Source organism: Brevibacillus gelatini, from assembly GCF_003710935.1.
Classification (GTDB): Bacteria; Bacillota; Bacilli; order Brevibacillales; family Brevibacillaceae; genus Brevibacillus; species Brevibacillus gelatini.
In genome coordinates this window covers 302,334-328,303 of the sequence record NZ_RHHS01000017.1, presented here as the reverse complement: position 1 = coordinate 328,303, position 25,970 = coordinate 302,334, and the positions used below count along the sequence as shown (strand labels likewise).

Genomic DNA, 25,970 nt, shown 5'->3' with positions numbered 1-25,970 from the left:
GTTACGCTGAGCGAATGGCCCCATTGTATTTTTTCCAGGCGACGTACGCCAGGGCAGCAACCAGCGCAACTGAAATAGACAGCAGGATCGCCAATGGCGAATCAGGCCGCATCATCAGTCGGGCAAATGTGTTTTCCTCATCCCCGACAAACGCAGACTGGATCGAACCGTTCAAATCACGCAAAGCTTCCCTGACCAACTGCCAATCCATGTGCGTGTTTCGCATCTCCTTGGAGATCATGTCATACGCCGCCGAGATGGAATCGAGCTGATGCTCAGGGAGTTGGATGCTCATTCCCGGTTTGATCGCCAAAAACAGACGGTAGTTTTCATCAAACTGCTCGCGGAACTGATTGAAATTGCGTTCCACTGCTGATTGCTGCAAATTTTGCACCTGTGTCACAAAGGATGGATAATAGCTGCGCCACATCGGCTGATGCTCATGCGTCAAGGCGTCAATGGCGACACGAACCTGCGTGGCGTGCCATAGCAACTGCTGCTCGCTTGCGTTTGCGGAAGCAAAGCTTTTCTTGGCCGCCAAAATGGATTGGGTAACTGCGTTCAAACTTTCAATCCGAATCGGATAGGTCAGTTGCTGGTTGGGAAACTTCTCAGCCAATTGGATAATCCGCTGCTGCGCTCCTTCGAGATCCCCTTTTTTGGCATAGGTAAAAAATTCAGTCGCGATCTGATCCAGTACCACCAATTGCTGCTCTTTGACCGGCTGGTTCAGTTTCGAATAAAGGCTGTGGATCGGCCACGACAAAAACAGCCCGATCGCGAGAAAAAACAATAAAAAACGGATGTTTTTTTTCAATACAAAAAACCTCCTTCCCCTAGTACAGCCTATGGAAAGGAGGACAAGATTAGACCTTGTTTATCGTGTGCTTTGTGTTTACCAGCCAGATGACGGAAATGGAAATCAGGCTGAGAAGTACGGTAAACAGTCCTACAAAGCCTTCATACGGGTCAAGCACACTTGGCAACCACGGATGGATGTCCATGACATAATCCAGGAAGTCGTTGTTCAGTGTCCACAAAGCAGCGATTCCCACTGGCAGGATGCTTAATTTGAAAAAGCGTGCATACAATACTGATTCAACCGCCATGCCTGCATGAGAAAAAATTAACATCACATCTGTCCAACGCACTTCATTCCCCATCATCCAACCCGCCAAGATGATGCAGACTGCCCATACACCGTACTTGAAATTGGTGATACCAGCCAACGCTTCCAATACCGGGATATGGCGACCCAACAAATAAGTAAGGAGTACCAGCGTGAATAGTCCACTACCTGTCGGGCTGTCTGGGACAAAAGGAGTCAAGTACGCTGGCGTTTCTGCCAGTTGATTACGATACCAGATGAATCCGTATATTGTTCCCAGCAGGTTTACGATAAACAGCGTCCATAGAAACCATCTTCTTCCCAAAGAATGTGTAAACCACTCCCATATCCAGATCATGTTTATCGTCTCCCGCTGTGTTTGCTACGAAAGAAAAAGCTGACCGCATCGTCAGCCAGCTTTTTCTCTATTCGCTTATTTCAAGGTTGCCATGTATTCAGCCAGCTTAGCGATTTCCGCATCATCCTTGATTAAGCCGCCTGGCATTCCAGGTGCTTTCCCGTTTTTGATGATGTCGGCAATCTGCGTAGCATCGTATTTTTCACCGATTTTCTGAAGGTTAGGCCCCATGCCGCCTTCCATGTTTTTCCCGTGGCATCCCATGCAACTTGTTTGCGCTTTCCAAACGGCATCTGCTGTAAAGCTGGAGTCAGCAGGTGCTGGCGCAGCTGCGCTGGAGCCATGACCCGCGCCGCCAGAATCTTTACTGGACGGATGGTTGAGGGAGTGCTCATGATCGGCAGCCCATGTGAGGTAGAAAATCCCTACGAGAGCTGTCATCATCAGGCCTGTAGCAACCGGGCGTTTGGAAGGACGACGCTCTTTGCTTGTATCCAGCCAAGGAGCCAGCAGCAAAGCACCGAACGCGACGCCTGGTACGACAATCGTACCGAAGACGACCCAATCCCCCGCAGCCCAAGGGTATTTCAGCATTTGGTACAGGAACAGGAAGTACCAGTCTGGCAATGGAACGAATGACGTATCATTCGGGTTTGCCTTGTCAGTCAGCGGCGACGGATGGGAAACCGTCAGCACGAGGAAGCCAACCAAGCAAACAGCTGCCACCATCCACTCTTTCAGCAGGAAGTTAGGCCAGAACGGCTCTGTTTTTCCCGGAAAATCGGAGTAGGATGGAGAAATATTAGGGATACGCTTCGCCGATACTCGGGAATCTCCGACGAAGGTAGCATCTTTCTCTTGTTTTGCCATGCTATTTCCTCCTTTTTATCGAAGACCGATTATAGTGGACCCGAGATACCTTGCGAACGAATCATTACAAAGTGAGCTCCCAAGAGGCCGAGCAATGCGCCAGGCAGGAAGAACACGTGAATCGCGAAGAAGCGGGAAAGGGTTTGTGCCCCTACGATCTCTCCGCCTGTGAGCAACGTTTTCGCATAAGGACCGATGATTGGAACGGAGTTTGCGATCTCCAGACCTACCTTGGTCGCAAAGTATGCGGTGTTGTCCCATGGCAGCAGATAACCTGTGAAGCCAAGTCCCAGCATGACGAAGAAAATCAGCATACCCACAACCCAGTTCAGTTCGCGAGGCTTTTTGTATGCACCTGTAAAGAAAACACGCAAAGTATGTAGGAACATCATCACGATGACCAAGCTCGCGCCCCAGTGATGCATACCGCGTACAATTACCCCGAACGCTACTTCGTTCTGGAGGTATTTAACAGACTCGTATGCGTTAATGATGTCTGGCACGTAGTACATCGTCAGGAACATACCAGACAAGATTTGAATAACGGTAATAAAGAACGTTAGACCCCCAAAGCAGTAAACGAAAGCAGAGAAGTGGTGTGCCGGGTTCACGTGCTCAGGTACCTCATGGTCGGCCAAGTCGCGCCACATTGGCGTGATATTCAGGCGCTCATCGACCCAATCATACATTTTTTGCAACATCTTAGCCGTTCACCCCCGGACGAGGATTTGCCTTTATTTTACCCAAATACAACTTGCCGTCCTTCACTTCTGTCTCATACTCATCAAGAGATGCTGTTGGTGGTGTCCCCAGGATGTTTTCACCGTTAATGGTATAACGGCCCAAGTGGCATGGACAGAAATACTGGTTCGGATGATCGGGACTTTCGTTCCAGTTTACTGTACAGCCCAAGTGCTTACAGATCGGAGACAGAGCGAGGATTTCACCCTTTTCATTCTTCGTAACCCATGCAGATAAAGTCGTTTCAGATTCATACCAACCGTCCTTGGTATGCACCTTGAATTCAACGCGCTTTGGTACAGGACCGAACTCGTCCACAGAACCAACAGCCACTTTATCTCCACCTGCATGTCCCTGCAGCAAAGGATCGACCGCAAAACGAATCATAGGGGTAATCATGCCCGCAGCAAGGAACCCGCCAGTTCCCATAAGTGCGTAGTTCAAAAATGTACGTCTGGAAATTTCGCGTTTGTCGCCCATCTCTTTTTCCCTCCTTATCCTGTAAAATAGCGCTACGATGGCGTTTTCATACATATACACTAGGTCAATCCCAATCATAGCTAACGCCTATTAAGATGTCAAGAATGTCCAATGGACATGTCTGAACCCAACTACCGCCTGCGGAAAGATTGTTGCCATTTTGTCAAAATTTGCTCCTTGTTCCCCCCGTTTCCCTGTAGTATTACCGGAAAACGCTTTCTCTATTGCCCGCTCTTTTTCTGCCACAAGCGAATAATTTCTTTGCTCAGCACATCGACTGTCACCTCAAAACGCAGGGACGAGTCCAAATCTTCCTCGCCTACCGGAAGCATGAGCGTACCTGCCCCTTTTTGATCGCCGAAGCGAATATTGTCTCCGGAAAAATGCAAGGCGACGGTAAAAGCGAAGTCCGGCGGAGTCATTTGCTCTTGCTCTTCTGCGGCAAACCGATAGCTGAGCGGAAACAGCAATATCCTCCCTTTCAAGCGCTGTTCGATGCCCGCTGCCACATTCAGCAGGTAGTTCATGCGCAGTACATGGTCTTTCATATCAATCCCGTCCCTGTACAAATAAAGAGGGAGCAGCGCGGTGTCCACGTAAGGCCGCAGCTCCTCCCAATTTTCAAACTCGCTTACATTCCATTGCATAGAGTCGTCTCCTCTTTTTCTTGTAGATTCCGGAAACTAGCGTACCATGAATCGGCGGAGACTCGCAATATCGCTTCCTGCCAAGGATGTCAGGACTTTTCGTAGGCCATGATTTCTTTCAGTTCATCTGTCAAGCGGATAAACAGCTCTTTATTTTTGGCAGCCAACGCCTCGTCGATTTCCTCGTAGAGCGTCCGCTTGCGGTATTGCCGCATTTGCTCATCGATTACCATCTCGGAAAGCAACCCGGATACCATTTGATTGTTCGTTCCGTACGCGTTGGAATAGAAATTTGGCCACTCCATACCCATCCCTCACTTCAATAAAATAGTCGTTTCCGTAAAGCCGTTGTATTTTCGAAGCCAGGTCTGACTCGCATAGGTGGCGGTGTACAGCCACTGTTCAGGCTCGTCCTGGCCGACTCGAAGCAATCCGAGATGCACCATCATTTTGCAGACGCGATTCACCAAAATATCGGCGGGTGAATCGTAGTAAAACTCCTTGATCCACGCGAGCAGCGTGTTCATCAGCGATTCCTGCCGCACCCAGCCACCTGCTGCAAGCAGTGGAATCAGCTGCACAAGCATCGGCAAATTGGGGATCGCCCGTTTGTACAATCTCATCCAAAAACGGATCACATCGTGGTAAAGCTGATCGGTGTACGGCTGCTCCAGCCGCTCGCGGCCCGCCTCCGTAATCGCCACTCTTCCTTCCGCTTCCTCAATCCACTTGTTGTAGTAGCAAAAATCGTAGAGCAAGGAAAAGCGATCCGGGTACACATCAAAGTGCAGGCCGTAGCCAAAGCGCCATTTTTGCGGCAATAGCGGTTCTTCTTTTACGTACAAAAATTGAAACAACTGCTGCTGATGCCGTTTGTACATGCCTCCTTCAGCCGTTAGCGGAACAGGCTCCCGCTGAAGGAATTGTAAAAATTGCATGATATCGTCGCAAAGGGCGGTTCCTTCATCCCTGTACGCTTCCGGTCCCGGAACAACCAGCTCGTTTTGCTCGCGCCACTGATCCAGCCAGGCTTGTATGTACGGCTCACGGATGTCGAGCGGAATTTGATACTGTCCAATCGTCTTGCTTTTCGCCGGGAAGATCCAGCCTCTCTTCATGGCCATAGCCACGAACTTTCTGGCTTGTTCCTGCTTTTTTTCCTTTGCACTCTCCAGCGCCACTCCGGCTTTGGCCAGCAAATCCTCCAGCGACATGACAGTACGTTTGTCCAGCAGCAGTTGCAGCAAAAAATGGGTTTCTGTCTGCGAAAGCTGAGCGACTTCCTGCGAGATAGTCATCCGGTGGCGCAGACTGGACAAGAGGGTGGTGATTAGCTCGTTTTTGGAATGAAGGTTGCATTCGCATCCGTAGTGGTTGGCAATCTGATGGAGTTGCCGAATATCGGTATACACCAAAATCTCAGCCAAATTCATCTGTGCATCCCTTCTTTGCGATGGCTTTCTTGTCTTGTATCCATCATTCTTGCCAAAAAGCGGAAATATAAACAGGAAGCCACATGCGTGACTTCCTGTTCGTCGATTTTTTATATGCGCGTTTTACTCATCGTCTGCTTCGTGATCCCATTGGTCGTGCAGTTGCTGGTATTCTTTCGCCTCGTCGTACCGTCCCGCCTGCGTCAAGAGCGCAATCAGACGGCGGATCTGATCGAGATCGAAGCCGGACAGCTTCACATATTGTTTCAAGGCGTCGATAGCCTGTTCGGTTTTGCCCAGCGACAGGTAAATGTCTGCTGCCAACGGATACGCAGCGACGTATTCCTCATCAACCGCCTGCAAGGCAGTCACCAGCTCTACTGCTTCTTCCAGACGTCCTACATGAAAGCCCATCAGAGCCGTCCCATACAATACCTCCGGCGAGCGATCAAGCACCAACGCCTGGCGGAACACCTGGTACGCCTGCTCAAACTGGCCGCTTTGCGCCAGCGAGCGCCCTTTTGTCAGCAACAGCTCCAGGCTCTCGTGGCCTGCCTCCTCCAAAAGCTTCATCGCTACATCGTCTTCGCCAATACGGAAGTACAGGTTGCCGAGCGCCACCAAAATGTCCTGGTTGTCCGGCTCTTTTTGCCTTGCCTGCTCCAGATACTTCACCGCCACCTCATCCAAATCTTGCAACGCGTACAAATCTGCGAGCAACAGGTCAAGCTGAATGCTTTCGTAGCCCGATTCCTTGCATTCATAGAGCAAATGCTGCGCGGTTTCAAAATCGCTGGAATCAAGGGCAATTTCTGCAAGCAGCAGTTGGCACTCTCTGCGCAAGGACGGCTCCATGTCCGGATTTTTCTCCAACACCTCTGACAGCAGATTGCCCGCTACCTCCAAATGTCCCAGCCGGTACCACACCTCGGCCAGATACATCATCACATCCGGAAGATCCGCTCCGTGCTCTTGCACTTTTTGCAGAGCGGTCAAGCCCAGCTCCACCTCGTCGTTTTCAATCCGCTTGATTGCCTCGTCTATCACATACAGCCATTTTTTCGGCATCGTGTTCACCTCGTATGTATTTTGCTTGGGCCGTTTTCTGGTTGAAGAGCCACAAAAGACCGTCCGGGGACGGTCTTTGCATTCTTATTGATTTTATACCATTATGCACGAGTAAGCCAGCTCATTGTCAACACGGTTATCAAAATCCCGAATACGCTGAGCACAATCGGGTAATTGGGCTTGGCTGCATCTGCTGTAACAGGCTTGGCATCCAGCGGAACGATGGAAGCCGTCGCACTCGCAAGCGTGTCTTCCTGGGAGGAGAGCGGCTGCGCTTCTACGACGTATGTACCATCATCTGTTTGCATAGAAGAAGAAATGACTTGCGCCTTTGGCGAATTGATTTCCATGACTTCTCCGTTAATGACGAGGGCATTCGCATGCTCCGTCGAGCTCGTATTCACATATAGGGTAAACGTAAACAACATCAGCAAAAGTACGGCCACACTGGCTCCCATACGTCGCATTCTGGCTGTTACGCTGAAAATTTTTCTGCCGATCGGGATCGCCCACTTCTCCTCGGACAAAATCCGGGCCATGACCGCATCTACAATGGAACGGGATGGCGTAACGGAATGATACTCTTCCTTGTCCATCGCCATCCACTCGCCGCTGTCCGCCCAAAATTCGTAGTCGGAACGGCAAGCATAGCAGGAAGCCATATGATGGTCAACGCGGCGTTGCGTCACTTCGGGCAGCAGATTTTCGGCGTATTCAGGCAGAATTTCCTGCACTTCTTCACATCTCATCATCGATTCATCCCTTCAGCTTCATCCAATTTCGTGTCCAGGATGTAGGTTTCCAGCTGGCCTTTTATACTTTGCCGTGCCCGAAACAGCAAGGATTTCACGGAGCTGACAGTCAAATCGAGGATCGTGGCGATCTCAGTGTAATCCATTTGTTCGTACTCCCGCAAAATCAGGGCAGAGCGCTGCTTTTCCGGCAGATTGTTGATCGCAAGTCTGACCATGCTCTCCCGTTCGTTGCGCAACAAAACCTGCTCGGGCAAGGTCTTGGGAGAAGCCATCGGCACTTGCAGCGTATCGTCCAGATACACGTCGGAGTTGCGGCTTTTGCGCAATTCGCTGAGTACAGAGTTGCGGGCAATCGTATAGAGCCAGGTGGAGAAGGTTGCTTCTACATCTCGGAAAGAATGAATGCTCTTATACGCCTTGTAAAACGTCTCCTGACAAATGTCCTCAGCGATATGCTCCAGATGGGCCTGGCGCAAAAGGTGAGTGACAAATGAAAGGATCTTTTTTTCATAACGACGAATCAGTTCAGCATAGCATTCCAGATTACCTTCTTTAATCTCTCGGATAAGCTGGGAATCGGTCATAATCAGGATTACCTCCTTGCGATTCCGATCCCTCAGCGGCCTTTGTTATATTAGACTGCTGGGGATGTAAAAAGTTGCGCGACCTTACGATTCTTTTCTCGTCTCACTGCGGGAATCCTTCACGAAAAAACCCCCAATTTTGGGGTTAAATGACATAGGCGTTGGGCTTCGTGTCGAAAAGTCGTCTGCCCATCCCAATTGAAGAGCTAAACTGCGCGTTTCGATACATCCATCTGCCATTCGACATAACAGATGTTGGAAGATGTATTTCGCTAAAATTGAGAATAGTGGAAAGAACATCCTTTGTCAACCAGTTTTCCTTTTTCAGGAAGACAATATCAGCGTCTGCTCCCGGTGTCAAGCTTCCTTTTCGCGGATAAAGGCCGATTGCCTTGGCTACATTTGTCGAAGCAAGTCTGACGAGCAGACAAAGCAGCACCTCTGGCGGGCACCATCTCCGGCGATAATCAATGCGAACATCCTGCAAAGGGGCAGCGACCTGGCAGCTATGATAAAACCTCTGATATATATATCGGACAGCCCGGTCCGTTGTTTCAGCATTCAAACGGAAAATGTGCAAAAACGGGTCGTATTGTTTTTGTTCGAAGGCCGCTTGCGGATCAGCAATGACGGTACGCACCTGCCAGTATCGCGTGGCGTCCAGCCAAAGCTGTCGAATGAGATCGCGTTGTTCTTTTTTGACGGAAGCATCGTTTTGAATGTGCAAATGCAAAACCGTTTGTTTAGACGTATGAAGCTGCAAAAGCGTTTCCCATTTGATCGCGGAAATTTCTTCCGGGCATGTGATCGTGACATGAATGGAAGAAAGGCCAAGCTTGCCGTACTGCGCCACCGTCCCCGCCCGCAGTTGGGCAGCCTCAATCCCTACGTGCCAGGCGTAGTCGAGCGGGCTGTTGAAGTGCCTTGTCTGCTGGTATGCAAGCTGCGGACTGCTCATCCATGACTCCGGGCGCAACACGTCCACGAAACTCGTGCACCCGCTCCTGACCAGTTCACGCATGACGTCTATGTACGTCTTCCGATCTTTTATCTTATACAGCGATCGGGACGGAAGTGCGACGAAGCCGGGCAAAAGATACATGCCCGACGCGTCCACCTCTTCGAATACGGTCATCGCTGTTTTTTTGGTCAATGTATCCCTGGCGATGCGAACAATTTTTCCGCCTGAAATCCAAATATCTGCTTCTTTGATTCCGTACGCTGTGACTACGGTTCCCCCTCGAATGACCATTGCTTGCTTCGGCATGCTTGTCCCCTCCTGGCTGGCATCGAGCTGCAATTTGTACGAGCATATGCCGGGACAAGGAAAAAATGACAAAAAAAAAAGACCGCTGTTGATTGTAAGCGCATTCAAACAGCGGTAGCACACGTGTGCTAATTATATTATTGGATAGGAGTGGAGAGAAACCATACTGTAGTTTTATAATAAACGGAATGAAAGCGCTTGTCAAATCATTTTTACTAAAAAGCGCCAACCCCCTGCAAAGATTTCAGGACAGTTGGCAAACAGGCGAAGGAGCCCGCCGATTTGCGAGCGGCAGGCTCCTTTTCGTCTGTTCTATTGTTGGCAGATGCTGGCAAGCAGTTCCTCGAATCCAGGGAACGATACATTGATCGCTTCCTCGTTTTCGATTCCCGTCTCGCCCGTTGCCGAAAGCCCGGCAATCGCCATCGCCATACCAATGCGGTGGTCGCCCATGCTGTCGATAACCGCACCTGTCAGCGCTGTCTCACCTTCGATAATCATTCCGTCCTCGGTCGGGGTAACACGACCGCCAAACTTGGAAAGCTGGCTTGCGACAGTCGCGATGCGGTCGGTTTCTTTGACCTTCAGCTCTTCCGCGTCGCGGATCACCGTCTTGCCTTTTGCCTGGGTCGCCATGACCGCAATCACCGGAATCTCGTCGATCAGCCGCGGAATCATATCGCCGGCGATCTCGATGCCGTGCAGCTGTGAATGGGTCACGAGCAAATCGGCAACCGGCTCTTCATTTACGACGCGCTCATTAAGCAGCTCCAGACGGCCGCCCATCGCCTTGACCACATCGATAATCCCGGTGCGGCTCGGATTGACTCCGACATTTTCAATCAACAGCGAGCTGCCGGGAACGACCATGACCGCTGCAATCAAAAACGCAGCTGAGGAAATATCCCCTGGCACAGAGATTGCTCGTCCTGTCAGTTTTTGTCCGCCCTCCACGGATACCGTCAGCCCGTCGCGCACGACAGAGACGCCAAATGCTTGCAGCATGCGCTCGGTGTGGTCGCGGGACAGATGCGGCTCCGTGACGCTGGTCACGCCGTTCGCCTGCAAGCCTGCAAGCAAAATCGCCGACTTGACCTGTGCGCTGGCTACCGGAGACTGGTAAGCAATCCCCTCCAGCTTGCCGCCGCGAATGGAAAGCGGCGTAAACTCCCCGTCTTTTCTGCCGTCAATTTTCGCTCCCATCTGGCGCAGCGGTCCGATCACACGGCGCATCGGGCGTTTGGCAATCGACTCATCGCCTTCCAGCACGACGTGAAAAGGCTGTGTCGCCATAATCCCGGACATCAAACGGATCGTCGTCCCGGAGTTGCCCACATCGAGATGCTGCTCAGGCTCCTGCAGACCGTACCAGCCTTTTCCGTAGACGGTCACTTTGTCGCCTTGCTGCTCAATCTCGATGCCCATGCGCCGGAAGCAACTGATCGTGCTCAGACAATCAGCGCCGGGCAAAAAGCCTTCAATCGTCGTAACACCTTCTGCCAGCGCACCGAACATGACAGCACGGTGCGATATGGATTTATCTCCTGGAACACGCACGGTCCCTGCAATTTTTTTGGCTTGACGAACTCGAAGCACAGTTCCACTCCCCTTTTTCTCTATTCGCAATCAGTCATGCTGTGAAGCGTCTTCGTTGTAAAGCGTGTTTGTATAAAAATAACTCATGGACGCCTGTATACATTGTAATCGAAAAAGCGCAGAAGTTCCTCCCCTTTTTCCATTTCCTCCTGGGAGTGGAAGGTGATGCGCAGCGCTCCGTATATGTCTTCTCGCGTCTCCCTGATTTGCAGGTTGGTAATGTTGATCTGCTTTGCCCCCAAAAGCGTCGTGATCCGTCCAATCTCTCCCGGATGGTCGGGAATGTCGATGTACAAGTCGTTCAGCGGCGGCAATGCTCCGGTTTTACGTTCCGGCAAGCCGTCGCGGAAGTCGCGCGCAGTCTGGAAGAACCGTTCAATTCCTTCCGGATCGCCCTCTTCCACAAGCTCAATGACATCCTCGAGCGCCTTTGTCCAGTCTTTGGCGATTTTCAAGAGAGGCTCACGGTTTTGCAACAGCACGTCACGCCACATTCGCGGATTGCTGGACGCGATGCGCGTAATGTCGCGGAAGCCTCCTGCCGCCAGGCGTGAATGCCAGGCGTTTTCCTCATCGTAGTTTGCCACTAGATTGACCAGCGCAGATGCCAGCACGTGCGGGAAGTGACTGACCGCGCCCACCACCTGATCGTGGGTATCGGCGTCCATTTGCACGACTTTTGCCCGTGTCAGCGACAGCAACTCGGTCAAGCGCTCCACTTTTTCAGGCGGAGTGCCCGGTGCCGGAGTCAATACGTAGTAGGCGTTTTCGAGAAGCCTGTCGGAAGCTGCCTCGACCCCTGACTTGTGCGAGCCTGCCATCGGGTGTCCCCCGATAAACGTCACGCGCTCCGAAATGACCTCAACAGCGTGTCTCACGATACCGGATTTGGTGCTGCCCACGTCTGTCACGATGACATCTGGCTGCAGCTCCATGTCTTTGAGCAACGGCAAGGTGGCCACGATCTGCTCTACGGGTGAGGCGAGAAAAATGACATTCGCTTCCCGGACGGCCGTCTGCAAATCAGTCGTGCCCGCATGAATGACTCCAAGGGTCAACGCTTTATCCAAAGGTTCCTGACGTACATCGTAACCGACGACCCGAATATTGGGGTCCCGTCGCATCGACAAAGCGATCGAACCGCCGATCAATCCGACTCCGATTACAGCGATGGTGATTTTTTTCATCTCCAGTTCCTATCCTTCCTTGTTTGCGTAGACAAAGATGCCGGGGTTCGCCCGGCATCTTTTGACCGTTATTTCAATGCGCCAGTCACAATTTCTTTCAACACAGACAACAGCTTTTCGTTCTGCTCTTTGGTTCCCACAGTGATCCGCTGGTATCCAGGGAAGCCGAGGGCATTTCCCGAACGCACGATGATGCCCTGTGCCAGCAGCTTTTTGAACACTTCATCCGAATCTTTTTTCAGGTCGACCAGGATGAAGTTGGTCTGCGACGGGAAGTACGAAAGTCCCCACTCGTCAAAAGCGTCTGTCAACTGCTTCAGCCCTTCGCGGTTGCGCTCGCGGCACGTGACAACGAACTCCTGATCGTGCAGAGCCGCGCGAGCTGCTACTTGACCAAGCGCCCCTGTGTTGAACGGCTCGCGCACGTGCTCCAACGCAGACACCAGCTCTTCGGAAGCGATGCCGTAGCCGACGCGCAGCGATGCCAGACCGTAAATTTTGGAGAACGTCCGCAAAATAATCAGATTCGGATACTGATCGAGCAGCGGAACAGTTTGTGGATATTCCGGATCAACAACATACTCGTAATAAGCTTCATCCAGCACAACGAGAACGCTGCGCGGCACTTTTTCCAGGAACGCTTCCAGCTCTTTCGCAGTCACGATGGTGCCGGACGGGTTGTTTGGATTACATACCCAGACCACTTTCGTCTTTTCGTTGATGGCTGCTGCCATCGCTTCCAGATCGTGAACGCCGTTTTTCAGCGGAACCTCGATCAGCTCTGCCCCTTCGATAATCGCGTTGGAGCGATATTGGGAAAAGGTAGGGGTAGCCATGACTGTATTCGTGCCTTCACTCAAAAAAGCGCGAGCAATCATCAGCAAATTTTCATCGGAACCATTTCCGAAAATGAGTTGACCGGGCTTCACGCCAAGGAATTCAGCCAAATCCCAGCGCAGGCTGAGACTTGCGCCATCCGGGTAAAGAGCGAGACTGTCCAGTTGCTCCGCAATGGCCGCCTTCGCCTTAGGCGAGCAGCCGTAAGGATTCTCGTTGGACGCCAGCTTGATTACTTCTGTCAAACCAAACTCCCGTTTGACATCTTCAATAGGCTTCCCTGGCTGATAAACAGGGGCATTGAGTATGCGTTGTTTCGGTTGCATCCACGTTCACTCCAGTCACGTTTTTCCCACTATTGTAGCGCACTCACCAACTGTTGTACAAACGTTTTTATTTTTTCAACAGCTTCCGGCATGTGAGCTGGATCTTTCAGTTGGTCCTGGTGCTTCTCAATCTCCTGCACAATCGCACTGCCCACGATCACGCCGTCTGTATGCGACGCTACGGCCCGCACCTGTTCTGGAGTAGAAATGCCGAATCCGACAGCAGTCGGCGCCGTCGTGCTCGCTTTTACCCGCTGCAAAAAGTCCGCCAAGTCTTCGCGCAGTTCTGCCCGCGCTCCCGTCACACCGAGCGACGAGACACAGTAGAGAAAGCCTGTCGCCTGCTCCCCGATCGTTTTGATCCGCGTATCAGACGTTGGCGCAACCAGCGAAATGACGTGAAGGCCGTTTTGTTTTGCGGCGGCCACAGCTGGGCCGTTTTCTTCAATCGGCAAATCCGGGATGACGACGCCGTCTGCACCATGCGCGGCCAGGTCGGCGAAAAAGCGTTCGATGCCGTATTGCAGGACGGGGTTGAAGTACGAAAACAGGACGATGCCCGCTTCTACCCCCGACTCTCGCAAGCGGGACACCAGCTGCAAGGCGTCTGCTATCGACACGCCGTGTTGCAGCGCCCGTTGCGAAGCACGCTGAATCGTCGGGCCATCTGCCAACGGATCGGAATACGGAACGCCCAGTTCGATGATGTCAGCTCCGGCGTCCACCATCGCGCGCACGAGGTGAAACGTCGCTTCCGGCGTCGGATCTCCGACAGTAATAAACGGGATAAACAGCTTGCGGCTGCGGTCCGCAAACAGACGGTCAATTCGGTTCGTTGCAGTTGTCGTCATCATGCCTCTCCCCCTTCTGTGCGCTCCGCCAGGGCTTCCTGAATGGTCAGTACGTCTTTGTCCCCGCGTCCCGACAGGCAGATGACGATGATCTTCTCCGGCGACATTTGCGGAGCGCGCTTCATGACCTCAGCAATCGCGTGGGCGCTCTCCAGTGCAGGAATGATTCCTTCGGTGCGGCACAAAAGCTCGACGGCCGCAAGTGCCTCCGCATCGGTTACGGACGTATACGTCACTCTCCCAGTATCTTTCAAATAGGCATGCTCCGGACCGACGCCCGGATAGTCCAGCCCCGCCGAGATGGAGTGCGCTTCCTGCACCTGTCCGTGCTCATCCTGCAGCAAGTAGGTGAGCGAGCCGTGAATCACGCCTGGGCGTCCAAGCGTCAAGGTCGCGGCATGCTTGTCTGTACCGATTCCTTTTCCTGCTGCTTCCACGCCGCGAAGCGCAACTGACTCATCCTGAATGAACGGATAAAACATCCCGATCGCATTGCTGCCGCCGCCTACGCAGGCGACTACTTCGTCTGGCAGCTTGCCGAGCTGCTGCAAAATTTGCTGGCGCGTCTCCTCCCCGATAATTTTCTGGAATTCGCGCACCATGTACGGATACGGATGAGGGCCGACAACCGAACCAATCACGTAAAACGTTTCCTCTACGTGCGAGACCCAATGGCGAATCGCCTCGTTCGTCGCGTCCTTCAATGTCCGCGAGCCGGATACAGCCGGAATGACTTCCGCTCCCAACAGCTTCATGCGAAAGACGTTCAGCGACTGGCGGCGAATGTCTTCCTCGCCCATGAACACTTTGCAGGACAGCCCGAGCTTCGCGGCAACAGTAGCGCTGGCAACGCCGTGCTGCCCCGCTCCCGTCTCCGCAATAATCGCTTTTTTGCCCATGCGCTTTGCCAGAAGCGCTTGTCCGAGCGCGTTGTTCAGCTTGTGCGCCCCGGTATGATTGAGGTCTTCGCGCTTGAGGTAAATTTGCGCCCCGCCGAGCGCCTCCGTCAGCCGCTCCGCATACGTCAATGGTGTCGGGCGACCCGCGTATTTATTGAGCAGTTCGTTCAGCTCCGCTGCGAACTGAGGATCACGTCGCGCTTCCTCAAAAGCAGTCTCCAGCTCGTGCAAAGCATTCATCAGTGTCTCCGGCACGTATTTTCCACCGAATGCGCCAAACCGTCCGTTCTCGTCAGGCACGACCCGCGTGGTTGTCTGTATATTGCTTGGCATGCGCCTTCACCCTCTCCACCAGTTTTTTTATCTTTTCTCCGTCTTTCTCTCCATCCGTCTCTACTCCGCTGGACACGTCGATCATGGCAGGCTGGTACGTGCCGATCAGTTCGGCTACGTTTTCTGCATGAATCCCGCCTGCGATGATGCAGTCTGCGTCCTTGCATTTCACTTGTAACTGCGGAATTTGTTCCCACGAAAACTTTTTCCCGGTACCTCCTGCCTGTGCCGGGTCGTACGTATCGAACAAAAAGGCGCTCACGATTCCCCGATACGCTTCCAGCGCCTTGGCAGCATCCGTATCGCCGCCGACAGCCAAGGCTTTCCATACTGACACCGAAAACCGTTCGCGAACTTGTCGGCAAAATTCCGGCGTCTCCTGACCGTGCAGCTGAATGACAGACAGCGGTGCTTCTCTCAGCACTTCATCCAGCTCCTCCATCGTCGGATTGACAAACACGCCGACAGCCGGCGGGTGGCCGGGAACGGCAGCGAGCAGTCTCCCTGCCGTTTTCGCGTCTACCCTCCGCTTGCTTGGGGCAAACACCAGTCCCACATAGTCGACCCTGAGCTCTTTTAACAGCGCAAGCGTCTTTTCGTGCTTGATCCCGCAAATTTTCAGCCGGGTCACAAGCTCACCCCCGCCTTGCCGCCTTGCGCGGCTCCGACCAGATCGAGAACGGCCTGCTTCACATCAGGCTGGCGCATGAAATGCTCGCCGACCAAAACCGCGCGTGCCCCTGCCTGTCTGACGTTTTCCACATCCGCCGCAGAAGAAATGCCGCTTTCACTGACCACCGTCAGGGAAGCAGGCAGTTCGGCAAGCAAGTTGTGCGTCACAGCGAGATCGGTCTGAAACGTATGCAGGTTGCGGTTATTGATTCCGAGCAGCTTCGGCTCCATCGCGCGGAAAACAAGCTCGCATTCGCGCTTGTCGTGCACTTCGACGAGGACATCCATCCCAAGCTCTTCTGCCGTCTGGGACAGATGCCGCAGTTGCTCGTGCGTGAGAATCGCTGCGATAAGCAAGATGCAATCCGCTCCGGCTGCCCGCGCTTCCACTACCTGAATCTCTTCGATGAGAAAATCTTTGCGCAACAACGGACGGTCTACGGCTTCGCGAATGCCCTGCAAATACGCAAGACTGCCCTGAAAAAAAGATTCGTCGGTCAAGACGGACAAGCACTCGGCCTCAGCCTCCTGATACGACCGCGCAATCGCGAGCGGATCAAAGTCCGGGCGAATCAGCCCTTTGGACGGCGAAGCCTTTTTCACTTCCGCGATCACACTGACGGGACGCGCACTTTGTACCAGCGCCTGGCGAAAGCCGCGTGGAGGCTCTTGCGCTTTGGCTTGCTGCAGCAAGGCAGCTACCGTCGTCTCTTTTTGCAGGCGGGCGATTTCCTCACGTTTCTTTTCCACGATTTTATGAAGCATGAATCATCCCTCCTGCAATTTGCTGTATATGTTCCAGCTTGCGCATGACGAGGCCGTCGTCAATCAGCTCCGCTGCCCGGATCACGCCTGCTTCAATCGAGCGGACGCGATCAGCCAGGTAGAGAATCGCTCCTGCATTCAGGAGCACGATGTCGCGCGCTGCACCGCGCTTGCCAGCGAATACATCGCGAATGATTGCCGCGTTTTCGACTGCGTCTCCGCCGCGCAGCGCCTCTTTTTCGTGGCGGTGCAATCCGAACTGTTCCGGATTGATCTCATACGTGTGAATCTCGCCGTCACGCAGCTCCGCGATCTGGCTGGTTCCCGTCACGGTCAGCTCATCCAGCCCGTCTGAGCCAGCCACGACCAGCGCCCTTTCTACATGCAGCTCGCGCAGGACAGCCGCGACAGTTGGCAGCAGCTTTACGTCATAGACGCCCATGAGCTGATGGCTGGCATTTGCCGGATTGGTCAGCGGACCGAGCAGGTTGAATACGGTGCGCACGGCCAGCTCCTTGCGCGGACCTGCTGCATGCTTCATCGCCTGATGATAGAGCGGCGCGAACAAAAAGCACAGGTTGGTGGCGCGCAGGCAGTCAGCGGCATCCTTTGGCGACAGGTTGACCGGAATCCCCAGCTGTTCGAGGACATCTGCACTGCCGCTTCTGCTCGACACAGCCCGGTTGCCGTGCTTGGCGATCCGCACGCCATCGCTTGCCGCCACAATCGCGCTTGCTGTAGAGATATTGAACGTATTGCTGCCGTCCCCGCCTGTGCCGCAAGTATCGACCAGCCCCGGCATCTCGATTGGAAAACGCATCGCCCGGGCGCGCATCGCCTTCGCAAACCCGATGATTTCCTCAACCTGCTCTCCCTTGAGCCGCATGCTTGCCAAAAAGGCTCCGATCTGGGCGGGCGTTGCCTTGCCGTCCATGATTTCTCCCATCGCTTCCTCCGCGATTGCCCGCGTCAGGTCGTTTCCCCGCAAAATTTGCTCCAATGCATAGGTCAGCATGGCAATACCTCCTTGCGCACAAATAGCTGTTCTGCTTTTTCCAGGGCCGAGATCATCGCGGCCGCCTTGTTCACTGTCTCCTGGTATTCGTTTGCCGGAATCGAGTCGGCAACGATGCCTGCTCCGGCCTGCACATGTGCGTACCCATCCTGGAAAAACAACGTCCGGATCGTGATACAGCTGTCGAGCGAGCCATCGAAGGAAATGTAGCCGATTGCTCCCGCGTACAGGTGACGCGCATCCGGTTCCAGCTCGGCGATAATCTCCATCGCCCGCAGTTTTGGCGAACCGGAGACGGTCCCGGCCGGAAAGGCGCTGAGCAGGGCGTCAAAGGCGTGCAGCCCCTCGCGCAGCTTGCCCGTCACGTGCGACACCATGTGCATCACATGCGAGTAATTTTCAATGACCAAGGCCTCTTCCACGCGGACACTGCCGTAAGCCGACACCTTGCCGACGTCGTTGCGGCCGAGATCGAGGAGCATGTAGTGCTCGGCCCGTTCCTTTTTGTCCGCCAAAAGGTCTGCCGCCAGTTCCTCGTCCTCTTGTGGGGTCGCGCCTCTTTTCCGCGTTCCGGCGATCGGGCGCATCTCGACTTTTTCATCCTCCACCCGAACGAGCAGCTCAGGCGACGTACCGACCACTGTCTCGCCCTCGTATTCGAGATAGTACATGTACGGCGAAGGATTGAGCGTGCGCAGCAGTCTGTACACGGCAAACGGGTCCACGTCGGTCTTGACGGAAAAGCGTTGCGAGAGCACGACCTGAAAAATATCGCCTGCCGCGATATACTCCTTGGCTTGCTCGACCATTCGCTCAAACTGCTCGCGGCTCATGTTCGGCTCGACGTTGAGCGGAGCGGGGGAGCCGGTTTCTACCTGGATGCGGCTGTCCACCTCCAACGGAGCAGTTACCATTGTTGCGAGCTGCTCCAGCCTTTCGCAGACTAGCCTGTATTTTTCGTCAATTACTTCGGCGGAATCTCCCGGCTCTGCGTGCAGGTTGACGATCAACTGAATTTCCTGCTTCAGGTGATCGAATGCGATCATCTCGTCGACGAAGAGAAAACGCATATCCGGCACGCGTACTGCCTCCTGGCGGTGCGCCGGCAAATCTTCAAAATAGCGCAGGGTGTTGTAGCCAAAAAAGCCTACGGCCCCGCCGCTCAACCGGGGAAAGCCGGGAAGCTTCGGACTTTTGAAGCGGTCTGTCTCCTGGCGCAAAAAGTTGACGGGATTGCCTGTCAAAGTGACGCGCTCTCCGCTTCGCTTGACGACGGAGATGTCTTCGCCTTTTGCTTCCACGACTTGAAAAGGATTCATCCCGATGAACGAATAGCGGGCCCAACGCGCTCCGCCTTCCACGCTTTCCAGCAAAAACGAATCACTCGTACGAATCTTCTGATACAAACGGATGGGTGTCTCCTGGTCAGCCAGCAGCTTCAAGCTCACAGGGATCAGGGAATAGGATGCTGAAAGGTTCTGGACCTCAGCAAGGGAGGGAAAATACATGAACTCTCATCTCCTTTTTAGTGGGAGCGAAAAGGGAGAAAAGCCGCCTTTTCACTGCCCGCTTCCTAGAGCGAGAGGTAGGGGGAGAAAAATATACAAAAAAACCCAGTGACAGAACTGGATTGGGTAGACAAATATGTACCCAGCCTGCTCTTCTCTCCTCAACCTGACTCTTCTCAACTCTGCTCTACTCATTCTCAACTCAGCCGGTATAGGCTCTTCCTTTTCGGAAAACGAGGCGCTCTCGTTTCACTTATGGTAAAAGAGAGCGCCCTCTTTGTCAACTGCGATTTGTCAAATCCGGGCGAAGCTTGACTGCTTCCCGCAAAAAAACGTGCTGAATCTCTTTTGCCGACTTCTCCGTGTTGACGTGCATCATGACGCGAATACAGAGGGGCAAGCTGCCCGGCACGGGAATTTCCCGCGCGCACATCAGCGGAACATACTGCCAGGCTTCCCCTGTCAAAAGACGCGCCGCCTGGGCGGGAAATGCCGCAGACAAATCCTCTGTCGTCGTGATGATGATGCTGCCGATGTCTTCCGGATTGACCTCATTGCGCGTCACCATTTCCTCCAGCAGCCACTTGGTTGAAGAGACAATCTCTTCCCGCGTATCTGCTTCTACTGTAACCGCGCCTCTGATTCCTCGCATTCCCATTACAAAGCCTCCGCTTCTTCACTCATTACTGTCAGGATGAGCTGTTCGTCTACGTTTTTCACAATTTCCGCCTGCCCGATTGCGCGCGGCAATACGAGGGCAAGCTTGCCGCCAACGGTTTTCTTGTCCCGCTTCATCGCATCAAGCACCTCTTGCGGCAACAGTCCTTTTGGCCAGGCCGTCGGCAAGTGGTACAGGCTGAGCAGGTGCTTCGTGCGATCGTACACACCGCTTTTCGCAAAGCCGATTCGCTCCGCTACTTTGGCGGCGATGCACATCCCGATGGCAATGGCTTCGCCGTGATTCAACGTCGAGTAGGCCGACAACGCCTCAAACGCATGACCGAAAGTATGTCCCAGGTTCAAGAGCGCACGCTGGCCCTGCTCGGTTTCGTCGGCAGAGACAATCGCAGCCTTGACCGCACAGCCTTTTTCAATCGCCTTCCCTAACAATGCTGAGTCAAGCTCCCACAGGCGGGCGGCGTTCTCCTCCAGCCAATCGGCGAAGGAGGCGTCCGAAATCAGGGCGTGCTTGATAACTTCGGCAAACCCTGCCGCCACTTCGCGCTTGGGCAAGGTATGCAGTGCTTTCGTGTCATAAATGACAACGCGCGGTTGATGAAAAGCACCGATCAAATTTTTCCCCAACGGGTGATTGATCGCCACTTTCCCGCCGACCGAACTGTCGTGCGCAAGCAACGTAGTCGGCAACTGAACAAAGTCAATGCCGCGCATAAACGTTGCCGCCACAAAGCCAGCCAGGTCGCCCACGACGCCGCCGCCCAGGGCGAGAATCGCGGATTTGCGGTCCAATCCGGCCTGGATCGCTTCCGTCATCAGCCGTTCATAGACAGCCAGACTTTTCGATTGCTCGCCCGCTTCCACGATGCTCGCAGTCGCATCGTATCCGGCAGCGCGAAGAGCATCACGCAGCGGTTCGAGGTAACGGGCCGCCACGTGCTCATCTGTAATAATCATGAGCTTGCTTGTGGAGACAACACCTGCCTCCGCAAGCAGTTCAGGTACATGCTGCAAGAGAGAATCACCGATTACAATCTCGTAGGAGCGCTCGCCAAGCTCTACTGTCAGTCTGTTCGTATTCATTAGAATTTCTCCGTGTAGGCGCGATATTCACGTACGTTTTCGATCATGTCGTCCATCGAATCGCTCGGGAATTTTTCACACATCGCCTGCGCGATCTCCCATGCGACTACCGCTTCCGCTACGACGCTCGCTGCCGGAACCGCGCAGCTGTCGGAGCGCTCGATGCTGGCGGAAAACGGCTCCCGGGTGTCGATGTCCACGCTCATGAGCGGCTTGTACAGTGTCGGAATCGGCTTCATCACGCCGCGCACGACTACCGGCATTCCGTTTGTCATGCCGCCCTCCAAACCGCCTGCGCGGTTCGTTTTGCGGCTGTAACCAGATTCTTCGTTCCAAATGATTTCGTCATGGACCTGGGAGCCTTTCAAGCCTGCCGCCTCAAACCCGATGCCGATTTCCACTCCCTTGAACGCCTGAATGCTCATGATCGCCTGGGCCAGTCGTCCGTCGAGCTTGCGATCCCATTGTACGTGGCTGCCAAGACCAATCGGCACGCCTTCCACAATGACTTCGACCACTCCGCCAAGGGAATCGCCGTCTTCTTTTGCCTTGTCGATTGCCGCCATCATGAGCGGCTCCGCTTCCTTGTCCAGACAACGAACGGGCGATTCTTCCGTGCGGGCGATCAGCTCTTCCAGGCTGACGTCCTGGCGCTTCGCCACCACATCGCTGATCTGCAAAACATGTCCGCCGATCCGGATGCCAAAAGCCGCGAGCAACTGGCGAGCGACAGCACCTACAGCCACACGGATGGTCGTTTCCCGGGCACTGGAACGTTCCAGAATATTTCGCATATCGCGCTGATGGTATTTAATCGCGCCATTCAGGTCAGCGTGGCCTGGGCGCGGGCGAGAGACGCGGCGTTTTTCCTCTGCGCCTTCTTCTACCGGCTCGGCACTCATGATCGTTTGCCAGTGCGCCCAGTCCTTATTTTCAACGACCAGTGTAATCGGCGCCCCTGTCGTATAACCGTGGCGCACGCCGGACAAAATTTTCACCTGGTCTTTTTCAATCTGCATTCTGCGGCCACGTCCATGACCTTTTTGGCGACGTGCCAACTGTTCATTGATTGCCTCAACGGAAATCGGCAGGTTGCTTGGAACTCCCTCGATGATTGCCGTAAGCTGCGGACCGTGAGATTCCCCTGCTGTCAAGTAACGCATCTCTTCCTTCCTCCATCCTCCAGGCAGCTCGTATCCCCAATTCGGGTCGCTGTCCTTTATCACTTTTAAGCGCTATAATATCATACCTGTCCCGCTGTGGGAACACAAAAGTGGCAACCTGCTGAAAAACGTTTCGCTTGCAGGAAAAAACGCCCCTCCGTCGGGAGAAGCGCTTCGCTTACAGATGGTGCTGGTTCAAAAAGGATCGACCATCAAAAAAGGATTGGGACTTAGTGGCCTTCTGGAATGATCCACGCGCAGCAAATCATCCAGTTGCGTCTTTTCAGCCCCGAGTATTTGCCCGCATTCTTGCAACGTAATCAAACCGCGTCGGTACGCTTCGATGACCTTGTGCTTATCCATCTGCTGCCTCCCTTGGCTAAGTAAGTATTCCTAGTCTTGGGAAAAAAGGGCAGGGTTATACAGATGGCCGTGGGGATTTATCCCATTTTCCGATAAAAAAACGTATCCTCCGCCTCCAGCTGATACTGCTGCGGCTGGAAAATTTGTTCCGTACTGCCGACAAACAACACGCCGCCCGGTTTGAGCGCCCGGCTGAACTTGTGGTACAGCTCATGCTTGGCCTCTTCCGTGAAATAGATCATCACATTGCGGCAAATGATGAGATCGAACTGCGTGTCGAATGAATCTGCCAGCAGGTTGTGCTTTTTGAACGTGACCCGTCTTTTCACTTCGTCGGTAATCCGGTAACTGAGCGCGTCCTTGACGAAATACTTCGCGACCAGCTCTTTCGGACAATCCTGCAGGGAACGGTCCGTATAGACACCTTGCTTCGCCTTGGCCAATGCTCCCTCGTCGATGTCGGATGCCAGGATCGTTCCGTCCAGGTGCTTGCGCAGCAGGATCAGCGAGAGCGTGTACGGCTCCTCGCCGGTGGAACAAGCGGCACTCCAGCATTTGATGCGCGACGATTGCTTGGCAAGCCGCGGCAGGATCTTGTTTTCGAGAACCTCCCAGCGTCCGGGGTTGCGGAAAAACTCCGAGACGTTGATCGTCATCCGATCGAGAAATTCGTAAAACAGTTCCTTGTCCTTTGCGATCGCATCGAAATATTGGACAAAAGTGTTATAGCCCCGCTTTTGCCGCAACGAAGTCAGGCGCCGCTTCATCTGTGCTTCTTTGTAGAGGGCAAGATCAATTCCGGTCATTTTTTTAACGCTAGCGATAAATTGCAGAAAGTCCTTGTCTTCCATACAGAATTGTACCCCCTTGAAAACTCTTAACTCTTTGTTTTCGCTAATTTTCGCCAAAATCCTATCTCTTCGCGAGCAGATTTTGACGAAAAAAAGAAAAAACCCCAATCATGGGGTTTTTCCAGCCGTTTATCTTAGATCCAGCGTTGGATTGTTTTCTCGTAGGAGAGAACTTCGTCAGCGGAGAACCAGAGGCCGATTTCACGCTCAGCGCTTTCTGGGGAGTCGGAACCGTGGATGATGTTCATGCCAACGGAAGTCGCGAAATCGCCGCGGATGGTACCAGCAGCTGCGTCCAATGGGTTGGTTTTGCCCATCATCGCACGAGCAGTGGCAATCACGTTGTTTCCTTGCCATACCATTGCGAATACTGGACCGGAAGTGATGAAGTCAACCAGTTCGCCGAAGAATGGGCGCTCTTTGTGCTCTGCATAGTGTTTTTCAGCCAGTTCGCGGCTTACGTTCATCAGCTTTGCACCAACGAGTTGATAGCCTTTTTTCTCGAAACGGGACACGATTTCGCCGATCAGGTTACGTTGTACGCCGTCAGGTTTTACCATAAGGAACGTTTTTTCCATAGTAAGTATGCCTCCATCAAAGCTATGTATTGGTGTATGCAACACCAACGAAAATTTTATCAAAACTGGGGTGGCCAAGCAACAGGCTGACCGTCAAATTCACATTAAAATTTGCGATCAATGATGTAGTTGGCAATTCCTGTCAAAGACGTTTTCGCCTGTGTGTTGGGCAGGTCGCTGAGAACAGCATGTGCGCGGGCGATATAACGCTCGGCCAGCCGCTGGGAAAAGGCGATGCCTTCGTCCTGGCGCACCAGGCGAATCGCTTCGTCTGTATGCTCCCAAAACGTGTTTTGCCTGATCCATTCCTGGAACTGCCCGCTCGCCTTGCCGTGGTATGCCGTGTAGAGCGCCGGCAGCGTGATGTTGCCGTGCAGAAGATCGCTGCCCGCCGGTTTCCCCAACTGCTTTTCCGTTCCCGTAAAATCGAGAATATCATCGGTAATTTGAAAAGCCATTCCGACGTTGTAGCCGTACCAGTACATTTTTCGCACCAGCTCTTCGCTGGCGCCGCTTGCCACGGCCCCGAGCTGACAGCTGATCGCGATCAACAGCGCCGTTTTCCGCTTGATTCTGCGCAAATACGTGCGGAAGCTTTGATCCCAGTTCTTCAAATCCTTTACCTGCTCAATCTCGCCCTTGCACACCTCGACAATGGCGTTGGAGAGAATCTGGTGCAGTTTCGGATTCGGCAACTGGGAAGCAACAGCCAGTGCGCGTGCAAAAATGTAATCGCCCGCGTACATCGCCACCTTGTTGTCCCATTTCATGCGAACCGTGTCTTTGCCCCGCCGCTTGTCCGCATCGTCAATCACATCATCGTGCACCAATGAAGCCATATGAATCAGTTCAAGCGGAACGGCTACATGCTTCAAAACTTTTACATCGTAATGGCCCCACTTGCCGCCGAGCAGCACAAACACCGGACGGATGCGCTTTCCCCCGGCTTTGAGCAAATGAGTCGAGGATTGATACAGCTCGCGAACGTCTGTATCGATCGATTTTTCCAGTTCATCCTCAATGTACTGGACGTCCTTTTTCATTTTGAAGTAAATATCGACCAGGTTCATCCGTTATCCGTTCCACCTATCTCGCAAGCGTAATATTCGTCTTGTGGCCATCCGCCTGCCACAACTCGACGGTCGCGGGTGCCGCCAGAAGCCCCAGCTCCGCCGCGCATCGGTAATAATACTCCAGTCCCACTCGCTGCACTTCGCCAAAATCGTGCTGCAGTCCCGCAAAGTAGTGAGTCCATTCCTCTTTTGTCCCGCCGAAGTGCGAACAAACGTAATCCACTAACGGACCGGGATTGGCTTTCGTCTTTTCTTTGCTCGCCAAAAACGAAGCGTGGACTTCCGCGATCAAGTCATAATACTCGTCAATGACAGCGCGTCTGAGCGCCCAGATGGCAAATGTCATCGAGTAGCCCGTAAACTTGTGCCACAGCTCTCCAAGATCGTACACATGCAAGTCTTTGGCCGTCCGCTTTGCGGCAATCGCATCGTCGCCGATCAGCAGGGCAGCATCAGCTCCTTGCAGCATCTGCGCCAGATTCGGCTCTTGCGTAACGTAAGCGATCTCGTATTCGTAAAACTTGTGGAGAATGATTTTCAGCAGGTTCACCGTCGTCGCTGACGTATTGGTCAGGGCGATTTTCGCCCCGTTCAGCTGCTCAATCGGCTTTTTGCTGAATAGGAAAAGGGAGCCTACCTTCCCTTTTGCACTGACAGACAGGTCCGCCAGTGCCACATAACGGGAAGCATGCTCAGCATAGCTGAACGAGGAAATCGGGCCCATGTCAATCTCGCCTTTTGCCATCGCCAGATTCAACTGGGCTGGCACCTGGCGGATGAATTCGATCCGGTCCTCGAACCTTGCTTGTTCAAAGTAGTAGTAAACAGGCAGTACGTTGGTGTACAAGATTTGACCGATCCGCAAAAACTTTTGCATGCGT

The 25,970-nt window shown here is 53.4% G+C and carries 29 protein-coding genes; all 29 read right to left on the bottom strand.

What is annotated here, in order from left to right:
- Position 1 precedes the first annotated feature (1 nt).
- The 29 genes from EDM57_RS08130 to EDM57_RS07995 all read right to left on the bottom strand — a co-directional run bounded on the left by EDM57_RS08130 (position 2) and on the right by EDM57_RS07995 (position 25,966).
- Complete coding sequence (locus EDM57_RS08130; RefSeq protein WP_122904253.1) at positions 2–817, bottom strand: sporulation protein YpjB; 816 nt, start codon at positions 815–817, stop codon at positions 2–4.
- Between the two features lie 49 nt (positions 818–866).
- A complete protein-coding gene (locus EDM57_RS08125) occupies positions 867–1,466 on the bottom strand; it encodes a DUF1405 domain-containing protein (protein ID WP_122904252.1) in 600 nt (199 codons plus the stop codon).
- Between the two features lie 75 nt (positions 1,467–1,541).
- A complete protein-coding gene (locus EDM57_RS08120) occupies positions 1,542–2,336 on the bottom strand; it encodes a menaquinol-cytochrome c reductase cytochrome b/c subunit (RefSeq protein WP_122904251.1) in 795 nt (264 codons plus the stop codon).
- Between the two features lie 29 nt (positions 2,337–2,365).
- Positions 2,366–3,037, bottom strand: coding sequence for a menaquinol-cytochrome c reductase cytochrome b subunit (qcrB, locus tag EDM57_RS08115; RefSeq protein WP_122904250.1), 672 nt, complete (start codon positions 3,035–3,037; stop codon positions 2,366–2,368).
- Position 3,038: 1 nt separating this feature from the next.
- Complete coding sequence (locus EDM57_RS08110) at positions 3,039–3,557, bottom strand: Rieske (2Fe-2S) protein (RefSeq protein ID WP_122904249.1); 519 nt, start codon at positions 3,555–3,557, stop codon at positions 3,039–3,041.
- Between the two features lie 221 nt (positions 3,558–3,778).
- The gene (locus EDM57_RS08105) at positions 3,779–4,204 is read right to left on the bottom strand and encodes a DUF2487 family protein (RefSeq protein WP_122904248.1); all 426 of its coding nucleotides are present in this window, start codon (positions 4,202–4,204) and stop codon (positions 3,779–3,781) included.
- 89 nt (positions 4,205–4,293) lie between these two features.
- Entirely contained in the window at positions 4,294–4,509 is a 216-nt protein-coding gene (locus tag EDM57_RS08100) for an IDEAL domain-containing protein (protein ID WP_122904247.1), read from the bottom strand.
- Positions 4,510–4,518: 9 nt separating this feature from the next.
- Positions 4,519–5,637: a hypothetical protein gene (locus tag EDM57_RS08095; protein WP_122904246.1), complete on the bottom strand. Its 1,119-nt coding sequence runs from the start codon at positions 5,635–5,637 to the stop codon at positions 4,519–4,521.
- A gap of 123 nt (positions 5,638–5,760) precedes the next feature.
- Positions 5,761–6,705 (bottom strand): tetratricopeptide repeat protein, encoded by a 945-nt coding sequence (locus EDM57_RS08090; RefSeq protein ID WP_122904245.1) that lies wholly within the window; start codon positions 6,703–6,705, stop codon positions 5,761–5,763.
- 101 nt (positions 6,706–6,806) lie between these two features.
- Positions 6,807–7,457, bottom strand: a complete 651-nt coding sequence (locus tag EDM57_RS08085; RefSeq protein WP_122904244.1) for a zf-HC2 domain-containing protein — start codon at positions 7,455–7,457, stop codon at positions 6,807–6,809.
- Positions 7,454–8,044, bottom strand: a complete 591-nt coding sequence (locus EDM57_RS08080; protein WP_122904243.1) for an RNA polymerase sigma factor — start codon at positions 8,042–8,044, stop codon at positions 7,454–7,456. The genes EDM57_RS08085 and EDM57_RS08080 overlap by 4 nt, the downstream gene beginning before the upstream one ends.
- Before the next feature lie 145 nt (positions 8,045–8,189).
- A complete protein-coding gene (locus EDM57_RS08075) occupies positions 8,190–9,311 on the bottom strand; it encodes an amidohydrolase family protein (RefSeq protein WP_122904242.1) in 1,122 nt (373 codons plus the stop codon).
- A gap of 312 nt (positions 9,312–9,623) precedes the next feature.
- A complete protein-coding gene (gene aroA, locus EDM57_RS08070; protein ID WP_122904241.1) occupies positions 9,624–10,907 on the bottom strand; it encodes a 3-phosphoshikimate 1-carboxyvinyltransferase in 1,284 nt (427 codons plus the stop codon).
- 83 nt (positions 10,908–10,990) lie between these two features.
- Positions 10,991–12,094 carry a prephenate dehydrogenase gene (locus EDM57_RS08065; protein WP_122904240.1) on the bottom strand — a complete coding sequence of 368 codons (1,104 nt, stop codon included), beginning with the start codon at positions 12,092–12,094 and terminating at the stop codon, positions 10,991–10,993.
- Between the two features lie 68 nt (positions 12,095–12,162).
- Positions 12,163–13,257 carry a histidinol-phosphate transaminase gene (gene hisC / locus EDM57_RS08060; RefSeq protein WP_122904239.1) on the bottom strand — a complete coding sequence of 365 codons (1,095 nt, stop codon included), beginning with the start codon at positions 13,255–13,257 and terminating at the stop codon, positions 12,163–12,165.
- Between the two features lie 29 nt (positions 13,258–13,286).
- Positions 13,287–14,108 (bottom strand): tryptophan synthase subunit alpha, encoded by an 822-nt coding sequence (gene trpA, locus EDM57_RS08055; protein ID WP_122904342.1) that lies wholly within the window; start codon positions 14,106–14,108, stop codon positions 13,287–13,289.
- Positions 14,108–15,340 (bottom strand): tryptophan synthase subunit beta, encoded by a 1,233-nt coding sequence (gene trpB, locus EDM57_RS08050; RefSeq protein ID WP_122904238.1) that lies wholly within the window; start codon positions 15,338–15,340, stop codon positions 14,108–14,110. Before trpB ends, trpA begins: the two co-directional genes overlap by 1 nt.
- On the bottom strand, positions 15,300–15,971 hold the full coding sequence (locus EDM57_RS08045) for a phosphoribosylanthranilate isomerase (protein ID WP_122904237.1): 672 nt from the start codon (positions 15,969–15,971) through the stop codon (positions 15,300–15,302). The genes trpB and EDM57_RS08045 overlap by 41 nt, the downstream gene beginning before the upstream one ends.
- Positions 15,968–16,777 carry an indole-3-glycerol phosphate synthase TrpC gene (gene trpC, locus EDM57_RS08040; RefSeq protein WP_122904236.1) on the bottom strand — a complete coding sequence of 270 codons (810 nt, stop codon included), beginning with the start codon at positions 16,775–16,777 and terminating at the stop codon, positions 15,968–15,970. The genes EDM57_RS08045 and trpC overlap by 4 nt, the downstream gene beginning before the upstream one ends.
- Entirely contained in the window at positions 16,767–17,792 is a 1,026-nt protein-coding gene (gene trpD, locus EDM57_RS08035) for an anthranilate phosphoribosyltransferase (protein ID WP_122904235.1), read from the bottom strand. Before trpD ends, trpC begins: the two co-directional genes overlap by 11 nt.
- Positions 17,786–19,300, bottom strand: coding sequence for an anthranilate synthase component I (gene trpE, locus EDM57_RS08030; protein WP_122904234.1), 1,515 nt, complete (start codon positions 19,298–19,300; stop codon positions 17,786–17,788). Before trpE ends, trpD begins: the two co-directional genes overlap by 7 nt.
- 280 nt (positions 19,301–19,580) lie before the next feature.
- The gene (gene aroH / locus EDM57_RS08025; protein ID WP_122904233.1) at positions 19,581–19,958 is read right to left on the bottom strand and encodes a chorismate mutase; all 378 of its coding nucleotides are present in this window, start codon (positions 19,956–19,958) and stop codon (positions 19,581–19,583) included.
- Complete coding sequence (gene aroB, locus EDM57_RS08020) at positions 19,958–21,061, bottom strand: 3-dehydroquinate synthase (protein WP_122904232.1); 1,104 nt, start codon at positions 21,059–21,061, stop codon at positions 19,958–19,960. The genes aroH and aroB overlap by 1 nt, the downstream gene beginning before the upstream one ends.
- Positions 21,061–22,224 (bottom strand): chorismate synthase, encoded by a 1,164-nt coding sequence (gene aroC, locus EDM57_RS08015; RefSeq protein ID WP_122904231.1) that lies wholly within the window; start codon positions 22,222–22,224, stop codon positions 21,061–21,063. The genes aroB and aroC overlap by 1 nt, the downstream gene beginning before the upstream one ends.
- A 195-nt stretch (positions 22,225–22,419) precedes the next feature.
- Positions 22,420–22,587: a hypothetical protein gene (locus EDM57_RS23250; protein WP_170163411.1), complete on the bottom strand. Its 168-nt coding sequence runs from the start codon at positions 22,585–22,587 to the stop codon at positions 22,420–22,422.
- A gap of 77 nt (positions 22,588–22,664) precedes the next feature.
- Positions 22,665–23,438 (bottom strand): CheR family methyltransferase, encoded by a 774-nt coding sequence (locus EDM57_RS08010; protein ID WP_122904230.1) that lies wholly within the window; start codon positions 23,436–23,438, stop codon positions 22,665–22,667.
- Between the two features lie 134 nt (positions 23,439–23,572).
- The gene (gene ndk, locus EDM57_RS08005) at positions 23,573–24,016 is read right to left on the bottom strand and encodes a nucleoside-diphosphate kinase (RefSeq protein WP_122904229.1); all 444 of its coding nucleotides are present in this window, start codon (positions 24,014–24,016) and stop codon (positions 23,573–23,575) included.
- Positions 24,017–24,120: 104 nt separating this feature from the next.
- A complete protein-coding gene (locus tag EDM57_RS08000; protein WP_122904228.1) occupies positions 24,121–25,086 on the bottom strand; it encodes a polyprenyl synthetase family protein in 966 nt (321 codons plus the stop codon).
- A gap of 16 nt (positions 25,087–25,102) precedes the next feature.
- Positions 25,103–25,966, bottom strand: a complete 864-nt coding sequence (locus EDM57_RS07995) for a menaquinone biosynthesis protein (protein ID WP_122904227.1) — start codon at positions 25,964–25,966, stop codon at positions 25,103–25,105.
- Positions 25,967–25,970 lie beyond the last annotated feature (4 nt).